General features: G+C 39.3%; 16 protein-coding genes. 8 read left to right on the top strand and 8 right to left on the bottom strand.

Annotated features, from left to right (window positions below; translation table 11 throughout):
* Position 1: 1 nt before the first annotated feature.
* The 5 genes from ETP70_RS07465 (at position 2) to ETP70_RS07445 (ending at position 3,668) form a co-directional block, all read left to right on the top strand.
* Positions 2–997, top strand: a complete 996-nt coding sequence (locus ETP70_RS07465) for a hypothetical protein (protein WP_151900598.1) — start codon at positions 2–4, stop codon at positions 995–997.
* Positions 998–1,825, top strand: a complete 828-nt coding sequence (locus tag ETP70_RS07460; RefSeq protein ID WP_151900597.1) for a tyrosine-type recombinase/integrase — start codon at positions 998–1,000, stop codon at positions 1,823–1,825.
* Positions 1,822–2,298: an HD domain-containing protein gene (locus ETP70_RS07455; RefSeq protein WP_230973238.1), complete on the top strand. Its 477-nt coding sequence runs from the start codon at positions 1,822–1,824 to the stop codon at positions 2,296–2,298. Before ETP70_RS07460 ends, ETP70_RS07455 begins: the two co-directional genes overlap by 4 nt.
* 157 nt (positions 2,299–2,455) lie before the next feature.
* Positions 2,456–2,959, top strand: a complete 504-nt coding sequence (locus ETP70_RS07450; protein ID WP_151900595.1) for a hypothetical protein — start codon at positions 2,456–2,458, stop codon at positions 2,957–2,959.
* A gap of 1 nt (position 2,960) precedes the next feature.
* A complete protein-coding gene (locus ETP70_RS07445) occupies positions 2,961–3,668 on the top strand; it encodes a sulfite exporter TauE/SafE family protein (RefSeq protein WP_151900594.1) in 708 nt (235 codons plus the stop codon).
* On the opposite strand, the gene ETP70_RS07440 is transcribed toward ETP70_RS07445, so the two are convergent.
* Genes ETP70_RS07440 through ETP70_RS07420 form a run of 5 tightly spaced genes read right to left on the bottom strand, consistent with a single transcriptional unit; the run spans position 3,665 to position 9,988 of the window.
* Complete coding sequence (locus ETP70_RS07440) at positions 3,665–4,408, bottom strand: DUF6629 family protein (RefSeq protein ID WP_151900593.1); 744 nt, start codon at positions 4,406–4,408, stop codon at positions 3,665–3,667. The two genes, ETP70_RS07445 and ETP70_RS07440, sit on opposite strands and share 4 nt — an antisense overlap.
* 13 nt (positions 4,409–4,421) lie before the next feature.
* Complete coding sequence (locus tag ETP70_RS07435) at positions 4,422–5,330, bottom strand: LOG family protein (protein ID WP_151900592.1); 909 nt, start codon at positions 5,328–5,330, stop codon at positions 4,422–4,424.
* A 10-nt stretch (positions 5,331–5,340) separates the two neighbouring features.
* Positions 5,341–6,606: an MgtC/SapB family protein gene (locus tag ETP70_RS07430; RefSeq protein WP_151900591.1), complete on the bottom strand. Its 1,266-nt coding sequence runs from the start codon at positions 6,604–6,606 to the stop codon at positions 5,341–5,343.
* Positions 6,603–7,361: a polyphosphate kinase 2 gene (ppk2, locus tag ETP70_RS07425; protein ID WP_151900590.1), complete on the bottom strand. Its 759-nt coding sequence runs from the start codon at positions 7,359–7,361 to the stop codon at positions 6,603–6,605. Before ppk2 ends, ETP70_RS07430 begins: the two co-directional genes overlap by 4 nt.
* Complete coding sequence (locus tag ETP70_RS07420) at positions 7,361–9,988, bottom strand: plasma-membrane proton-efflux P-type ATPase (protein WP_151900589.1); 2,628 nt, start codon at positions 9,986–9,988, stop codon at positions 7,361–7,363. The genes ppk2 and ETP70_RS07420 overlap by 1 nt, the downstream gene beginning before the upstream one ends.
* Before the next feature lie 79 nt (positions 9,989–10,067).
* Here ETP70_RS07420 and ETP70_RS07415 point away from each other — a divergent pair, with 79 nt between their 5' ends.
* Genes ETP70_RS07415 through ETP70_RS07405 form a run of 3 tightly spaced genes read left to right on the top strand, consistent with a single transcriptional unit; the run spans position 10,068 to position 14,628 of the window.
* Positions 10,068–10,889 (top strand): HDOD domain-containing protein, encoded by an 822-nt coding sequence (locus tag ETP70_RS07415; protein ID WP_151900588.1) that lies wholly within the window; start codon positions 10,068–10,070, stop codon positions 10,887–10,889.
* On the top strand, positions 10,886–13,609 hold the full coding sequence (polA, locus tag ETP70_RS07410) for a DNA polymerase I (RefSeq protein WP_151900587.1): 2,724 nt from the start codon (positions 10,886–10,888) through the stop codon (positions 13,607–13,609). The genes ETP70_RS07415 and polA overlap by 4 nt, the downstream gene beginning before the upstream one ends.
* On the top strand, positions 13,609–14,628 hold the full coding sequence (locus tag ETP70_RS07405) for an aldo/keto reductase (RefSeq protein WP_151900586.1): 1,020 nt from the start codon (positions 13,609–13,611) through the stop codon (positions 14,626–14,628). Before polA ends, ETP70_RS07405 begins: the two co-directional genes overlap by 1 nt.
* Here the strand turns inward: ETP70_RS07405 and ETP70_RS07400 are convergent.
* The 3 genes from ETP70_RS07400 to fliK are packed head-to-tail and all read right to left on the bottom strand — an operon-like array spanning position 14,618 to position 17,660.
* Complete coding sequence (locus tag ETP70_RS07400; RefSeq protein WP_151900585.1) at positions 14,618–16,414, bottom strand: sensor domain-containing diguanylate cyclase; 1,797 nt, start codon at positions 16,412–16,414, stop codon at positions 14,618–14,620. The two genes, ETP70_RS07405 and ETP70_RS07400, sit on opposite strands and share 11 nt — an antisense overlap.
* A 59-nt stretch (positions 16,415–16,473) precedes the next feature.
* Positions 16,474–16,731 carry an EscU/YscU/HrcU family type III secretion system export apparatus switch protein gene (locus tag ETP70_RS07395; protein ID WP_151900584.1) on the bottom strand — a complete coding sequence of 86 codons (258 nt, stop codon included), beginning with the start codon at positions 16,729–16,731 and terminating at the stop codon, positions 16,474–16,476.
* Positions 16,728–17,660, bottom strand: a complete 933-nt coding sequence (gene fliK, locus ETP70_RS07390) for a flagellar hook-length control protein FliK (protein WP_151900583.1) — start codon at positions 17,658–17,660, stop codon at positions 16,728–16,730. Before fliK ends, ETP70_RS07395 begins: the two co-directional genes overlap by 4 nt.
* Positions 17,661–17,665 lie beyond the last annotated feature (5 nt).

Raw genomic sequence — 17,665 nt, 5'->3', positions numbered from 1 at the left:
TTTGAAAACATATATATTTTTAGCATCAATTATGCTTGTATTGCTGAGCGGATGTAGTACAAAAGAGGTTTTTACACCAAAAAAAGTTTCTTATGACTGGAAAAATCATGCCAAAATTGAAGATGAAATAGTTGATATTTCATCAAATACGGCACTTTTGGATAATGGAAAAGTTTTAGACAGAGACGGAAATATAAGCATACAAATAGACAAAGAGCATCAAAGAGTACTCGGTGAAAGTGACGGTTGGGTTTTATCTGCCGCAATTGACGGAAACTTGACGCTTACATCAGAGCAATCAGCGAAAATGACAAAACATTTTGCCTTAAAAAGAACAATAGCAACCGCAGGTGTCAAAGATAATATTCTGGCAGTTTTGTTTGCCAATAATGAAATAGCCTTATATGATATGCATTCAAAAGAGCTTTTGTTCAAAGAACAGGGCGGCAAAGCGATAGCCAATGATATTCGAATTGTTCAGCCGTACTTTATGAATGATCTGGTTATCTTTTCAACATTAGACGGCAAAGTCATCATTGTGAATACAAAACTGAAAAAAAGACTCAGAACTGTCATAGTCTCGTCTGATGACTATTTTAACAATATTGTCTATTTCAGTATATTTGATGATAAAATCATTGCCGCAAGTGATTCCAAAATCTTGTCACTTTCGCAAAAAGAACTGCGTGCCAAATATGAATTACGAAATATCGTGCATGATGAAAAAGCTTTGTATATTACAACAAAACAGGGAGAAATACTCTCCTTGACACCCTCTTTGCAGGTTGATTCTAAAATAAAGTTTCCCTTTGCACACTTTTTGGGGATGATCAGTGATGGAGATAATTTATATGTTCTGGAAAAAGAGGGGTATATGATAGTGGTCAATAAAAAAACATTTGATTATACCGTTCATGAAGTGGATTTGGATGACGGGCTTGTTTTTGTCGGTAAAAAAGCCTTCTTTGTAGATAATGAGAAAATTTCTATACAATAGATGTCAAACGAACTGGAAGCTTTTTTAGAGTATATTACTGTAACAAGAGCTTTGAGTAAAAAGAGTGTAGAGGCGTACAAAAGTGATCTGTGTGCCATTGAAGAAAAACTCTCCAAACCGTTGATTTTTCTTGATACACAAAAACTTATGACTCTCTTGTCTTCGTATGAAAACAAACGCACACTCAACAGAAAGCTCTCCTCTGTCAATGCCTTTTTTGAATTTTGCTACAGACAGCAATTCAGCAGTGAAAAAACGAAACTGAAATTTGCAAAAATTCCAAAACTTCTTCCGAAATTTTTATCTTATGAAGATATATTACACGGTCTGGACCTGATAGACAGAAGCAACTGGATAGGCTTGCGAGACTATGCCCTTATACTGTTTTTATATGCAAGCGGCACGCGTATCAGCGAATGTCTGGAGCTGGAACTCGGCGATATAGAAGGCGGATGGTTACATGTAAGGCACGCAAAGGGAGAAAAAGAGCGCATTGTTCCTCTGGCAAAAGTTGCAAAACAGGCAATAGATGCCTATCTGCTTACATGTAACATGCAAAAAGAGTATGTCTGGTGTAATTACCAGGGAGGAAAACTCAGTCGAATTTCCGCGTATAAAATAACACAAAAATATCTTGGAGTCTCCCCCCATGTACTGCGTCACTCCTATGCAACTTCACTGATTCGTGGTGGAGCCGATTTACGGGTAGTACAGGAACTTTTAGGGCATGCTTCACTGCTGACAACACAAATATACACCCATATTCAAAAACAGGATTTAAAAGATACTGTAGAAGTATGTCATCCTATGGCAAAGGAGTCACTGTGAATACAACAAACAACAAAATATTTTCCTATGCTTTTTTGGATTCGCTCTTTTTTACACAGAACAAATGGCATCAGCACGGTGTTTTGCTGCATACGCTTCGTGTGACATATTATGCCCTCAAAGCGGGAGATTTCAAGTTTTTTGCTGCAGGACTTTTGCATGATATCGGAAAGCCTTTTGTTGCCTATAAAAAAGATGCAGAGGATTATGAGTTTCATGAATGGAGTTTTACGGACCATGAAGAGAAAAGTTATCAGATTATAAAAAACTGGCCTTTTATCAGTGAATACACGAAAAAAATTGTACGCTATCATTACCTTATCCGGGATATTAAAAAGTCAAAAAAAGAAGATCTCCCCAGATATGCCCAAAAAAAAGAAATCTGGGATGCTTTGGACGAGGATTTGCAAGAGGATTTACAAAGGTTTTTGCATTATGATGATCTGGGAAAAGGTAAAAAAAGAAGAGATTAATACAACTGTAACAATTTCGCTATATAATGCTTCATCGGAATCGGTACTTTAGTGCCGACTATTGGGTGTGCAAAAGTCTAAATTGTATGAAGTACCGGTTTTAAAAAAGCTGTTTAATTGGGCTGAAGGACATATTTCACATAAAGGTTAAAAAAATATGAAAAAATTTATGCCGATTCTTCTTATCGGAATTATTGTTATTGTTATTGTTACACTTTTTCTCTCTTTGGAAAAAACGCAGAAAATGGTTGTTATCAAAGAGGGAAATCTTAAACAGTTGCCTTTGAAAATGGAGTTGCATAAGTTTCAAGACAGTGACTGTGGCATGGTCATAGATGATTTGACATATGCCTCTCAGGTTGTCGCACCCGATGGGAAGACCTGGTTTTTTCATGATCATGGGGATTTTGTGCATTGGCTCAGTGACAAAAAATTTCAAGACAGGGCCGTTATCTGGGTGATGAGCAGAGATACGCACCGATGGATAGACGGAAGAAAGGCCTATTATACATTAAATGAACTGACACCTATGGGGTATGGCTTTGGAGCTTATGAGCACAAAAAAGAGGGCATGGTCGATTTCGATACGATGCGTCTAAAAATGCTCCGAGGCGAAACAATGAAAGATCCAAAAATAAGAAAACAGCTGCTGGGACAATAGTGTGGATACGGTAAATTTATTGACAATTGTCACTATCGCTTTTTTAGGCTCTTTTGGACACTGTATCGGTATGTGCGGGGGTATCGTCCTTGCCTATTCAACCATTAAAATTGAACCTGCAAGCTCCAAGGTCTCCAAAACAGTGGCTCATCTGCTGTATAACTTTGGACGTGTGTTGACCTATACAATTTTAGGAGCACTCTTTGGCGCAATCGGCGGGGTGGCAACTTTTAGCAATACCGCAAACGGTACACTGCTCATCATCGCAGGAACTGCAATGATTTTGGCAGGTTTGTCGTTAATGGGAAAAATAAAATTTCTTACATTGATAGAACATTCCATCTCTTCATCACATTTTTACAAAAAATCTTTTCAGGCTATTTTACACTCAAAATCAAATACAAGCTTTTTTATTCTCGGTATGTTAAACGGACTGCTTCCTTGCGGTTTTGTTTACTTTTTTGCCATCACGGCTGCAAGTACGGCAAGTCCGCTTTACGGTGCTTTGGTAATGTTTATTTTCGGTATCAGTACTATTCCGGCAATGTTTTCTTTAGGATTTTTATCTTCTCTTGCCTCTGCGACGAGTTTTAGAAATATGATGATGAGCCTCTCTTCAGTGGCTGTGATTTTATACGGGATATTTACGATTTACAATGGGTATGACTACTTGACGAATCCTCTCAGAACACTGTTGCAGTGTCATTAGAGGCGTGAAGTAAAAAGCTTTGGATGTGCTTTTTTGAGTCTGTCTAATTCCTGTTCGAGTTTTTTACCTATACCGTCTTTTTTTGTTTTGAGTTCCTGGAGAAACTGAATACGTCGTTCAATAAAATAAAAATATAATAATCCGCTGATAGCTGCTGCATACAGACACCATAAAGAGGTAAAACCGTAAGGTCTGAGAATATATATAACAACAAGACCGATGAGGTTTAAAAGTCCAAAAAGTTCTATGGCAATACTGCTGCTGAGCATCAAAGAGCCGCAGGTTGTGAGTATATAAATGCCGGCATCATAAAAGTTTTCAGTCCATGGATTTTTGTAATACAGTGTGTTGTTTACAACACTGACACTTGTTGGTACTGTTGAGAGTCCATACATTGTATAGACAGCAAGACCAAAACCCAAAATTGCCAAAATTCCAACCAGCTTTTTTTTGTATCCGTCTTTTTCTATGAGCCAGATAGCCAGAGGAATGAGAAAGGGCAGCAAACCCTGCGCATAATAGACAAAAATACCTGCGGCAATCTCCAGGGCACGTGTATCAATATGCCCACCCATTCCAAGCCAGACAAAACCTTCATCAAACTGATGCAGGGCAAATAAAAGCGGCAAGAGAGCAAAAAGAACTTCATTGGGTGTACTCACTTTTTGAAGCGTGAGGATACCTACCAACCCGATGGCTCCGGAGAGAGTGAAGTTTAATACTGCAAAATATATATCCATACATGACTGCCTTTTAGCTGTAGAGTGGTGTTCCCTGTTCTTGATGCCATGAGAGAATGTATTCCCATGCTTCTTCTGCATTGTCTGCAAATGTAATGATCTCTGTATCCTGCGGTGCAATGACACCCTCATCTTTTAAAAATTCAAAATCTATTGCTTTGTTCCAGTAGCTTTTGCCGACAAGCACAACAGGGATTGTCTGTGATTTTCTTGTTTGAATCAGTGTCAGTGTCTCAAACAGTTCATCAAAAGTTCCAAATCCGCCCGGATAAATCACCAAAGCTTTTGCACGGTTTAAAAAATGCAGTTTTCTGATGGCAAAATAGTGAAACAAAAAGCACAAATCAGGGGTAATATAAGGATTAGGATACTGCTCATGCGGCAGTTTGATATTGAGTCCTATGCTTTTGGCTCCGACATCATACGCACCGCGGTTTGCTGCTTCCATAATGCCGGGACCGCCTCCGGTCATCACGGTGACACGGCAGTCCTCAGCACTCTTTCCGCTTTTTCCTACAAGCTGACCGAATTTTCTGGCATCATCATAGTAAATACTTTTGCCAACCATCCGTTCTGCAACATAGAGTTCATGTAAGAGGTCTCTGTTGTTGGGTTTTTTCTGCAGCATTTCCCCAATGGCAGAAAGCCGTTTCATTGCAGTCTCTTTTTCGACAATCCGTGCACTTCCAAAGACAACTATGGTATGTTCTATGCCGTGTTTGTTCATTTGGAGTTCCGGTTTGAGATAATCAAGTTCGAGTCGGACACCTCTTGCCTCATAAGAGTTGATAAACTCTTTGTCTTCTTCCGCCATCGCATATGTCGGGCTTTGCATAATGGTTTTTATCAGTTCTAACGACTGCGGGTCTTCTTCTTGCAGTTTTGGATGTTCCCAGGGTAAAACGGTTTTTTTCATTTTCATTTATCATTCCTTACAATATATGTTCAAAATAGAGTCCCCATACGATGGTAATGACACCTAAGAGAGAAATCCACAGTGCCGATTTATAGGTATTTTTTATTGTACCAAACCATAAGGCATAAATAGCTTTAAGGAGGTTGTTGCTTCCTGCGGCAATCATTATAGCGGCAGTTGTCTGGGTGTTTTCGATAGAGAACTTGCCTGTCAGTATAGAGAGTATAAAAGGATCAATATCGGTAAATCCGACTAAAAAAGAGAGTATTTCCAGGCCTGATGTTCCGTAATGTTTTGTCACAAAATGGGTAATGACAATCATGGCAACAAACAAAAAGGCAAACAAAAAAGCAGTTTTGAGTTCCAAGGGATTGTGGTCGACAATTTCAACATTTTCCTGTGTTTTTTGTTCGCTTTTCAAATAAAACAGAGAAATCAGAAATCCTGTAAGTGCCAGGAGTATAAAAGGAAAAAGCAGACTTTTTCCAATCTCAATATTAAAAATCAAGGCAATAACAATGAGACGCAGATACATTACCGCGGTTGCCGAAATAATCGCTGCATCTATGACGGCATATCCTTGCAGCTGTTTTGCCTTCCTTGCCAGGACAACAGTTGTTGCCGTCGAAGAGTAGGAACCGCCAAAAATTCCTGTCAGGTAGTAGCCTTTGGAGGGAAAAAAGTATTTCTGCAGTATATATCCACTGTAACTGATACCTGAGATCACTACAACAGCCAACCATATTTTAAAAGGAGAGAGCGGAATGTAGGGAATTATTTTTGTATCGGGAAGCAGAGGCAGGATGACGACAGAGAGGAGTATCATTTTGCTTAATGTTTCAAATTCGCTGATATTGATCTCTTGTGTAAACTTCTCAACACCTTTGTTGACATTCAATATAAAGACAATACTGACATACAGAAGTGCTGTCATCCATAAGGCCTCTGTCTGAATCAGAGCGCCAAAAGAGTAGACAAGGAGCATAACAATGTAGAGTAAAATACTGCGTTGGTTTTCTTGAAGATTTTTTTGATAGAGCAGGGCATACAAGAGTGTAATTGACAAAAAACCTCCCGCATACAGAATATGCAGACTCGAATCAACCGCAAATAAAACAAAGCCTAAAATTCCTACAAAACTGTAGGTGCGTACATCTCCAAAGAAAAGATTTTCTGTTTTGGAAGTAATATACTGTTTTCTGTATGATTTGACTTCGAGTCCGACCAAAAAGCTAAAAACAGTGACAACCAGAAAATGTACCAAATCAATATTTAAACTCATTTATAAATTAATCCTTTTGTATAACAGCTCTCATCAAAAAGGCATACGACACTGTGATCAAAGCGTAAACACTCTTTGTTCTTGTCTTTATAATCAACCTGTGATAAAAAATGTTTGAGGGTATTGATCCGTGCTGTTTTTTTGTCATCACTGTGTACAACATACCAGGGGGCAAAGACAAAGGAGGTTTTGTTAAACATCTCATCGCGCGCATTTGAGTAGGCTTTCCAGTGTTTTTGTGCCTGTTCGTCAATCGGGCTGAGTTTCCACTGTTTGAGCGGGTCTTTTTTTCTCTCCTGCAGTCTTTTTTTCTGCTCCTCTTTGGAAATATCAAGATAATATTTGATGAAAATAATTTCCGCATTGACCAAGAGGTGCTCAAAATTGCCAACCTCTTTCATAAAATGTTCATACTCTTTTTGTGTGCAGAAATTCATTACTTTTTCTACGCCGGCTCTGTTGTACCAGCTGCGGTTAAAAAAGACCATTTCCCCTCCAACAGGAAGTTCCTGGACATATCTTTGAAAATACCATGATTTTTTGTCTACATCACTGGGTTTTCCAAGTGCGACCACTCTGGCATCTCTGGGGCTTAAGTGCTCTGTAAAACGTTTTATCATACCGTCTTTTCCGGCAGCGTCACGACCTTCAAAAATCACACATACTTTTAAGTTTTTTGCAATGACCTCTTTTTGAAATTTCACAAGTTCAACCTGCAGGGCATATAACTCTTGTTTGTAGATGTCTTTTTTCATTACAAGGCCTCCTCTCCATAGCGTTTTTCATAATATCGGACAACTATGCGTTTGACCATGTCGTTAAATACAAACCAGACGCTTACATAGCCCCATAAAAAGAGGGCCCACTGCCAGTTAATACGGGTCATGAGTCCAAAACTGTACAGACCTATGGCCGTGCCGATGAGTGCTGTCAAAAAAGATGCCAGGAAAAGCGGCCATGACGGATACGGCTTTTTAAAGAACCAGTCAGCAATACGGGTGTTAAAAATCGTATAATGCCCGGCGAGAATAAGCTTCACAAAGAAGAGTGTCTGGACAAATCCCAAAAATGATTTATCATCATGCATATCGATCCATGAGGGAACTTCCGGCAGGAACATTGCTGTATCGGGATGTGATTTTAAATAGACCATTGTGATATAAAAGATGGTAAAAGAACTCAGCACTCCGGCAACTCCAAGCCAACTCGAGAGAATAAAGACGATTTTCATATCCCATCGTACCGGTTTTTCCTCTACTTTTGTGTTGTCATAAGCAATTGCCATAATGGGAATATCATTGAGCAGTGCCAAAAGAATGATCATAATCGCGGTAATAGGGTAAAAATCAAACACCACAATAGCCAGTGTCATAAATGCCAAAATACGAATGGTTTCTGCTATACGGTAAACAACATAGCTTTTCATTCTCTCAAATACAATACGTGCCTGCTCAATCGCATCTACAATTACATGTAAACCCGGAGCCATAAGTACAATATCCGCTGCTGCCCGCGCGGCATCAGTCGCACCGCTTACCGCAATTCCACAATCGGCTTTTTTAAGTGCAGGAGCATCATTGACCCCGTCACCGGTCATACCGACAATATGGTCTGCTTTTTGGAGCTTGTCTACTATAAAGTATTTGTCTTCCGGAAAAACCTGTGCAAAACCGTCGGCATTTTCAATAATTTTGACAATTTCACTCTCATGCTGACGGACAGTTCCCTCAGGAAGCGGCTGCGCATCAAGCTCTTTTTGCACTTCTTCGACTATCTGGGTTACCTCTTTTTTAATTTCCTCTTTGTCCGCATCTTTTTGCAAAGTCTTCAATATTGAACGTACGATAATTTCTGAAAGATAGATGTACTCTTTTGTACTCTGTCCTTTGAGTTCTTTGATGTTTTCTATATCCTGTCCGATATTTAAAATACCGGCAATATATTTTGCAACAGCGATATTGTCACCGGTGACCATTTTCACTGCCACACCTTTGGCATTTGCTTCGGCTATGGCCTCTTTGGAATCTTCACGCGGAGGATCAAAAAGCGGAATGAGTCCGGCAAAATGGTAGAAGTCCTCTTCGCATTTTTTATAGGCCACACCAAGTGTGCGAAACCCTTTTTGCGCAAAATCATCCACCTTTTTGTAGGCTTCTTTTTTATCAAACTCTTTTTCATCACATAACTCTATAATAACCTGGGGAGCCCCTTTGGTATAAATGAAGCCATCCTCAAAGACGCCTTCTGTTTTTTTATGCACCGGATCAAAAGGGATGAACTTTTTCATTTTTGATTTTTGAAGTTTTTTGCTGAGATGATGCGCCTCAATATAGTCAAAAATCGGTTTTTCTATGGGATCTTCATTCTCTTTTTTACTGGCATATGCAGCATAAAGCAGTAACTGCTCCTGTGTAAAGTCTCCGACAAGATACGGCTCGGCAAGACTCATAATGTTTTGTGTGAGCGTGCCTGTTTTGTCTGAACATAAAATGTCCATGCCCGCTGCTTCTTCAATGGCTGAGAGTTTTGTAACGATGGCTTCTTTGGTTGCCAGGACTCTGGCACCCAGTGCCATAGTCACTGTTAAAACCGCAGGCATCGCCACAGGAATCGCCGAAATGGTTAAAATAAGTGCAAATATCAGCAGGTCCAAAAGCGGCTCGCCTCTGGAGACTCCATGCCAGATAATAATCCCTATAAGGACAACTGTCACAGCAATGAGAAAATCTCCCACTTTGATAACCATTTTCTGGAAATGTCCCTGCTCCTCTTTTTCGGCCTTGGCGACAAGACCGACCGTTTTGCCAAAGTAGGTGTTGATTCCTGTAGCTGTTACACGTGCTATCATCTCACCCTGTTTGATAATAGCATTGGCATAGAGATCCTCTTGGGCCTGCTTGTTGACAGGCAGAGATTCTCCCGTCAGTGCAGACTGGTCAACCTGCAAAAACTCTCCGCCGCCCAGGAGTTTACAGTCTGCCGGAACAACATCCCCTATTTTTACTTTGATAATATCATCGGGTACAAGCTCTTTTGCATCAATATTCTGCCATGTTCCCTCACGCAGTACAAGTGCTTTTCTTGCCAGTTTTTTCTTTAAAACGGCGATGGCACTCAGTGCTTTTGATTCTTGATAAAAATCAACAAAAGCATTGACAAGCAGCATAAACAAGATGACAGCAAAATCTTCCCACCTGCGTGCAATGGCAGAAAGAACAGCAGCTGTTTCAATCATCCACGGAATAGGTCCCCAAAATCGTCGTAAAAGTCGATGCAGCCAACTCTCTTCTTTTTCATTTAATTCATTGTAGCCGTATTTGTTCAGGCGTTCTTGCACTTCTTCTTGTGTCAATCCGGTTAAATTATCATCATATGTTTTCATTCTCATAACCTTGTTGTATTTGCTCTAAAAACATTTTAGCACAATATGTTATAATAAAAGAAAAATAAAGGCTTATTTTATGAAGAGCTCAATTATTGAGAGTATAAAATCGCTTCCTCCTCTTTCAAAAACTATTATTGACATTAACCGGGTTTATGCGGATGAAGAGGCAGGTGTCGGTGACTTGGTCAAGGTCGTGGAACGTGATCCTATGATAGTTGCCAATTTACTTAAACATGCCAATTCTCCTTTGTATGGTTTTGGGAGAGAGATTAAAAGTGTTGCACAGGCTGTTTCACTTTTTGGTATGAGCATGACACGCTCTATTGCGCTTGGAAACTCTGTGCGTAAACTTTTAAATGTAGATATGCAACCTTACGGAGTAACAAGTGAGAAATTTGCAGAAATCTCCAGTATGCAGGCAACGCTTATGCGTAAATGGTATGCAAAAATAGATAAACAAAAGGCTGATACATTGTATTTGGCTGCATTTTTGCAAGAAACAGGAAAAATTCTGATAGCAAGTGATGTCATCCAGGAAGATGAAGGTGTGAGTTTTCAATCAGAAGCAGAGCATTCCAACAATTTGGCAGAGCTGGAAAAAGCATATGTAGAAGTGACAAGTTCTCAGGTAACAGCAAAAATCTTTGAGCACTGGAGTTTTGAGAAAGAATTTGTTGAAATGATTCGTTATGCGGACAATCCTTCGAGTGCACCGGAAGAGGTACAGGAGTATGCTATTGCTTTGAATATAGTCAAGACTGTCATTCCTGTTAATAATCCTTTGTCAGAACAGGCAGTTAATTTTGGACTCAAACGTGCCAAAGATACCGGTTATGATTCAAGCATACTGCAAGAGGCAATCAATGATATGCTTGATGCTGCAGAGGTTTCTTCATGAGCAAAACAGTTACAGTCATAGATACATTCGGATTTTTCTTTCGGAGTTTTTACGCACTTCCTCAGCATTTACGTACAAAAGACGGTTTCCCGACCGGACTTTTAACCGGGTTTACCAATTTTATTTCGAGTTTGCAAAAAGAGCATGACAGTGACTATATCATTTTTGCCATAGACTCCAAAGGCGATACTTTCAGAAATGAAATAGATGTCAATTACAAAGCAAACCGAAGTGCGCCGCCGCCGGAACTCACACAACAGCTTCCCGTTGCCATAGAATGGATAAACAAGATGGGGTATAAAACACTTGGAAAAAGCGGATTTGAAGCGGATGATATTATTGCCACGGTCGTAAAATGTGCAAAAGAAAAAGGATACAAAGTCAGAGTCGTTTCCCATGACAAAGACCTCTACCAGCTCATAGACGACGACAAAGTCGTTATTGTCGATGCTATTAAAAGAAAATATGTAAATGAAAAAGCATGTTATGACAAATACGGCGTAACACCCAAGCAGTTTGTAGACTATCAGGCAATTCTCGGCGACAGTGCGGATAATGTTCCCGGTGTCAAAGGCATAGGAAAAGTCGGTGCCGAGAAACTTTTAAAAGAGTACGGCACGCTTGATAATATTTATGCCCATATAGACGAAATCAAGGGCGCGACACAAAAAAAGCTCATAGCGTCAAAAGAACAGGCTTATATGTCAAAAGAGTTGGTAACTTTGCATCCTGATGTGTTTGAGTGCAAAGATTTTGATTTTGAAGAGTATAAAATGGATGTGGAAAATCCGTTTTTAAATATTTATGACGAACTGGTCAAGTATGAACAAAATGCAATTCTGCGTACACTTCATGCAAAAAACATGGTCAGCCCCGAGCGTCAGGAAAGCGCCAAAAAACTGCAAGAGTCCTGTGAGGAAAAAGCTTCAAAACTGGATTTTAAAGCGACACTGCTTACGGACGAAACAGAGTTGAACAAGGTTCTTGACAAACTCGATGCAGATACAGTTGTTGCTTTTGACACGGAAACAACGGGACTGGATTATATAAAAAACAAACTTGTCGGTTTTAGCTTTTCTTTTAATGATGAGGAAGCCTATTATGTTCCTTTTGGGCATTTTTATTTGGGAGTGGCTGATCAGGTAAGCAAAGATGTTGCCAGAAGTGCTATGCGCCGTATTTTCAACTCTCGTGTAGTGGGTCATAACATAAAATTTGATTTGCATTTTGTTTTACGTTTTTTAGATGAAAAAGAGCTGCCTGTATATTGTGACAGTATGATTTTGGCATGGCTTATTAACCCGGAATCTGCTTTAAGCCTGGACAAACTTTCTGACAAACTCCTAGGGCATGAAATGGTGCATTTCAAAGATACGGTAAAAAAAGGGGAAAACTTTTCTACCGTGGAACTTGATGATGCCTGTGTGTATGCCGCAGAGGACGCTTTTATAACACGAAAACTCTATAAACTCTTTTTACAAAAACTGGAACTCCAGGATGCGACACACCTCATAGAAGAGGCAAAAACAGTTGAAATTCCGTTTATTCATACACTTTTGAAAATGGAAGAGGAGGGGATAGAGGTCGACACAGCCTTTTTAGAAAAGTTTTTGATTGAGGTAAAAGAGACACTCGAACACTTGACAAAAAGTATCTATGAACTTGCGGGGAGTGAGTTTAACATCAATTCAACACAGCAACTCGGCAAGATACTTTTTGAAAAACTCGGGCTTCCTGTGGGAAAAAAGACAAAAACAGGCTATTCTACAGATGAAAAAGTGCTCAGTTCTTTAAAAGAGAAGCATCCCGTCATCCCAAAACTACTGGAGTATCGTGAGGTTCATAAACTCTACTCTACCTATATTGACCCGCTTTTAAAATTGGCGGATGAGGATGAACACCATAGAATTCATACCTCTTTTGTGCAAACCGGTACAGCAACAGGAAGACTGAGCTCAAAAAACCCGAATTTGCAAAATATTCCGACAAGAACACCGCTGGGTGCAAAAATCCGTAGAGCATTTGTAGCCGGTGAGGGCAAAAAACTCATTGGTATTGATTACTCGCAGATGGAACTGCGCCTCTTGGCGCATTTTTCACAGGATCCTGTTTTGGTGGATGCATTTATGCATGACAAAGATATTCACTTACAGACGGCTGTGGTATTATTCGGTGAAGAGGAAGCAAAAGCAAAAAGAAACATAGCAAAAACCGTTAATTTTGGACTTTTATATGGAATGGGGCAGAAAAAACTCTCAGATACTCTGGGCATTCCAACAAAAGAGGCAAAAGCAATTATAGAGAAGTATTTTGCATCCTTTCCGACAGTTAAAGCCTACTTTCGTTCTATAGTGGAAAAATCAAAAGAACAGGGATATGTAGAAACATTACTCAAACGCAGACGCTATTTTGACTATGAAAACGCCACGCCGATGTACAAGGCTGCCTATGAGCGAGAAGCAGTCAATACTGTTTTTCAGGGAAGTGTGAGTGATATAATAAAACTCAGTATGAATAAAATCCATACTATTATCAATGAGGAAAAACTGCCGGCTAAAATGTTACTGCAAATTCATGATGAACTGATTTTTGAAGTTGATGCAAAAGAAGTTGATGTACTCGGAGAGAGATTCCGAAATATTATGGATCATATTGTAGAACTCAAAATACCTCTGCGGGCAAGTTTAAATATCGGAGATAACTGGGGAGAATTAAAATAATGGAGTTTCGATATATAGGAAAAACAGGCTTGAGAGTCAGTCCAATATGCCTTGGCACTATGACGTTTGGGACACAGACACCTGATGAGAAGGCTGCTTTTGAAATAATGGACAAAGCCTATGAAGCAGGTGTGAATTTTTTTGATACAGCCGAGTTGTATCCTGTACCTCCTTCTGCCAAACTTGCAGGAGTGACAGAAGAGATTGTAGGCCGATGGCTCAAAACAAAACCGCGTGAGAGTGTTATACTTGCTACAAAGGTTGCAGGGGCTGCAAGCGGTTGGTTTGTTCCGCCTGTTCGTCACGGACTGACAGCAATAGACAGTTTTCATATTGAGAAGGCGGTTGAGGGAAGTCTTAAACGTTTGGGGACTGACTATCTAGATCTGTATCAGATGCACTGGCCGGATACCGTAGTGCCGATTGAGGAGAGTCTTAAAGCCTTTGACAGACTTGTACAAAGCGGTAAGGTGCGTTATATAGGAACGTCCAACGATACGGCCTACGGTACTTCAAAAGCATTAATGACAAGTGAATTCAAAGGATATGCCAGATTTGAGTCCATTCAAAACAATTTTTCTCTTTTAAATCGCAGATTTTTGGATGAACTTGCTGTGCTTTGTGAAAAAGAGCAGATTTCGCTTTTGCCGTATTCGCCGCTTGCAGGCGGAGTCTTGAGCGGCAAATACAATCAGACAAATAATGCAACAGGAAGATTTGCAACGTATGTACAATCAAAAAATGCAAGACAAAGAGCCATGGCACAAAGATTTCTTAATGACAAGACGCTCGCTTCGACGCAAAAATATTTAAAAATAGCGCATGATGCAGGGCTTGACCCGGTAACTATGGCAATTGCCTGGTCCAAACAGTTTTCTTTTGTTGCATCCACTATTATAGGTGCCACGCAACCGGCACAACTTGATGCAAGTTTGGCGGCAATGGATGTAGAACTTTCACAGGAAGTGCTTGACGCCTGCGATAAAGTGCATCAGGAAATTTTATATCCTATGGGCTAGGAAGTGTTTGACTGGGTTTGCTGAAATGATATCCCTGTGAGTATTCAATGCCCAGGTCTTCAACAATCTTTTGCACACTGGCATTGTGTACAAATTCGGCTACACAGGGGATATTGGCATTTTTTGCAAAAAATGCAATCGCTTTGGTGATTTCATAACTTTTTGGATTGGTGTCAATGTCTTTTATATATTTTGCATCAATTTTTAAAAAGTCTATATCAAGATCCAAGACTCTTTCAAAGTTTGAATATTCAATACCAAAATCGTCCAGAGCAAGGGCATATCCCTTTTCTTTTAAAGCATTTAACTGTTGGATATGGTTTTTCTTTCCGCTTGCACTGATGCCTTCAAGTATCTCTAAAATAACACGGGAAGGGTTTATACTGTATTTGGCAGATTTCTCATTTAAATAATCCAGAATATAGTGACGTGTCAAATCATCTTCTGTAAGATTTATTGAAAAGATATACTCATTATGTGACATAATTTCAAAAGTTTTGTCTATCATGATTTTGGTGATTTCCGGCAGAAGACCGGAGGAGTGGGCAGGTTTCAAAAAGAAGTAGGGAGAAAAAATTTCTTTTTCTGTTTTTATTCGGGCAAGTGCTTCAAATTTTGTAATTTCACCGGTGTTATTGTCCCGTATACCCTGAAAAAAAGGAACAATATTATTTGAAATAAGGGCATTGTGCAAAATATTGTTTGCCTCAATAAACTCTTTTCTTTTTTGAAAAAAAATATTTTCTTCCTTGTTGTCAAAAATATAGAGGGCACTTCTGCCTCTTGTTTTTGCATGTTTCAAGGAGATAATCGCATGTTTAAAAAGGTTTGTGCTGCCCGTGGCAGCTCCGTAGGAAAAAGAGATATTCAAGGCTATGGAATCTATAAGCAGTTCATGTGTGTAAAAATACTCCTGTATCTTTTTAACATTTTGTTCTACATTGGCATCTGCATGTAAAATAATGGCAAACCTGTCTGCTTCAAGCTTGCATATTTTCGGATATTGCAGTTTTGCTGTAAAAATATCTGCAACATTGGTGAGCAGTGCGTCGCCTACAGAAAAACCGTAAGTGTTGTTGATATAGCTGAAATTATTGATATCGAGAATTAAAAGAGTATGTTCCTGAGTGTCATTCAATAATTTGTCTATATATGTTTTGTTATGCAGTCCTGTTAAACTGTCATAATAAAGCATATGTTGTATTTTGTTCTCTATTTCTTTGTTTTTTAATACAATATTAACAATAAATGCGGCTGTTTCAAGAAGTTTTTTGTGAAAAGGCGTCGGCAGTCGATGTTCAAAAGAGGAGAGGGCAAAGCTTCCGACGGCTTTGTTGTTTTCATCGACAATTGGCATGGACCAGCAGGAACAGAGATTGTAATCATAGGCAACCTGTCTTAAATCAGCCCATCTTTTGTCTTTAAATGTATTTAAAACATACTGAGGCTTATTGTGAAAGACTGCATTGCCGCAAGAGCCGCCACCGGGTCCCGGTTTGAGATTTTCCAAGGCTTTTCGTCCTGAATCAGGTATAGAAGGGGCGCAAAGTACACTCATAAAACCGGTCTCTTTGTTGACAAGCATAATGGATGCGACAGAATTTGGCAACAGATGTTCTGTCAACAGGCATAAATGCTGAAGGATATCCTCATAATCGTCATTGAGTGACAGTTTATTTAAAACAGCACTTTGAATGTCAAGAATTTTTTCATACTCTTTTGGAGTGATGTGAAGCTGACCAAGCTGTATTTCATTTAAGTTTTTACATGTAAGCTCTTCTTCCACAATTGACCTTCCCAGAAATTAAATATATGATAACAATATCATATAACCGCTTAATTTGTTTATGATTTTTCTCTTGTAACTGAATAAACAAAGCTAAAAACTTCAGCGATAGCCTTATACATCTGCGGAGGTATTTCTTTGTCAAGTTCCACCTTGGACAACAGTTCCACTAAATCTTCGTCTTTTTTGAGAGGAACACCGTTTTCTTTGGCAAGCTGAATGATTTTTTGTGCTGTTTTGCCTTCCCCTTTGGCACTCACAAGAGGTGCCTGGTTTTTTTCTTTGTTGTATTTGAGTGCGACTGCTTTTTCTTTCATGCTTTTACCTCAAATCCCATTTCCAGGTCGTCATTTATCTGTTTTTCGTAATCATTTTGCTGCACGTTAACAAAGCGAATCTCTTTTGGCAGGATGTTTACATGTAAAAGCTGTTTTTTCAGGTTTTGCAGATTGCTTTGCAGGAGAGATTTCAGTGTTTCATTTTGGGTACTTATATTTATACTGAGTTGATTGTCCTGAAAAAGTGCCAGTCTCAGGTCAAGCTCTCCGTAGTTTTTGAGTTGTAGATGGATATCGCAAAAAAATTTATTGTTTTTTGCATTTTTTACAGTTATATTCCCCTCTTCAAGTTCATCCCATACATAGGGGAGATAAAGCGATGAGGCATTTGCCAGGTGCGAAAGCAGTTGGCTGTAATCTATCTGAAGCAGAAGTTTATCTATATGTTTGAGTATTTCGTGTTTATTTGGCTGTGATGAATTCGTCAATGCTTCATGGGTTTGCAAAAGAACAGCCTTCAAGTCCGATGAAAAAAGTTCTTTAGGGTTTTGTGAATTTTTTATGTTTGCTTCTAAAAAAATACCGGAATTTTGCAGTTTTGTTTTTAGCTCTTTTGGGTTTATCTCTTTGATATCTGTTAAAAAACCTTCAAGTGTTTTTTCCAAGGGCAGCGGATTTTTGTTCTGTTGTAAGGTCTGTAAGAGTTCTTTGAGTGTCGAGTTTATGTTTGTCAAATTTTTCAGTGTCGGATTGTTCTGCAGCAAATCAAGCAAAAGTTTATCCTGTTTTGCTGTTGAATTGACAGAGCGTTGCAATAAAGCTTCTAAGACGGAGCCCAAATCTTTTGACTGTGTCAGCGTCTGCATCTCCTGAGGCGAGGCATTTTTCAACACCTCCGCCAATGCTTTGTTTGTATTTGGAAGGATTACATGTAACTGTTTGGAGGAGGCATTGTTTAATTTTATCATAGTAT

This window comes from Sulfurimonas hydrogeniphila, assembly GCF_009068765.1.
GTDB lineage: Bacteria > Campylobacterota > Campylobacteria > Campylobacterales > Sulfurimonadaceae > Sulfurimonas > Sulfurimonas hydrogeniphila.
Note: the sequence above shows the minus strand (reverse complement) of the source record. Positions and strands in the feature narration are given on the sequence as shown.

Coding starts and splice junctions, on each gene's coding strand:
- ETP70_RS07415 (WP_151900588.1), top strand. CDS start 10,068: ATGAAGAGCTCAATTATTGAGAGTATAAAATCGCTTCCTCCTCTTTCA.
- ETP70_RS07450 (WP_151900595.1), top strand. CDS start 2,456: ATGAAAAAATTTATGCCGATTCTTCTTATCGGAATTATTGTTATTGTT.
- polA (WP_151900587.1), top strand. CDS start 10,886: ATGAGCAAAACAGTTACAGTCATAGATACATTCGGATTTTTCTTTCGG.
- ETP70_RS07405 (WP_151900586.1), top strand. CDS start 13,609: ATGGAGTTTCGATATATAGGAAAAACAGGCTTGAGAGTCAGTCCAATA.
- ETP70_RS07420 (WP_151900589.1), bottom strand. CDS start 9,988: ATGAAAACATATGATGATAATTTAACCGGATTGACACAAGAAGAAGTG.
- fliK (WP_151900583.1), bottom strand. CDS start 17,660: ATGATAAAATTAAACAATGCCTCCTCCAAACAGTTACATGTAATCCTT.
- ppk2 (WP_151900590.1), bottom strand. CDS start 7,361: ATGAAAAAAGACATCTACAAACAAGAGTTATATGCCCTGCAGGTTGAA.
- ETP70_RS07440 (WP_151900593.1), bottom strand. CDS start 4,408: ATGGATATATATTTTGCAGTATTAAACTTCACTCTCTCCGGAGCCATC.
- ETP70_RS07430 (WP_151900591.1), bottom strand. CDS start 6,606: ATGAGTTTAAATATTGATTTGGTACATTTTCTGGTTGTCACTGTTTTT.
- ETP70_RS07395 (WP_151900584.1), bottom strand. CDS start 16,731: ATGAAAGAAAAAGCAGTCGCACTCAAATACAACAAAGAAAAAAACCAG.
- ETP70_RS07435 (WP_151900592.1), bottom strand. CDS start 5,330: ATGAAAATGAAAAAAACCGTTTTACCCTGGGAACATCCAAAACTGCAA.
- ETP70_RS07460 (WP_151900597.1), top strand. CDS start 998: ATGTCAAACGAACTGGAAGCTTTTTTAGAGTATATTACTGTAACAAGA.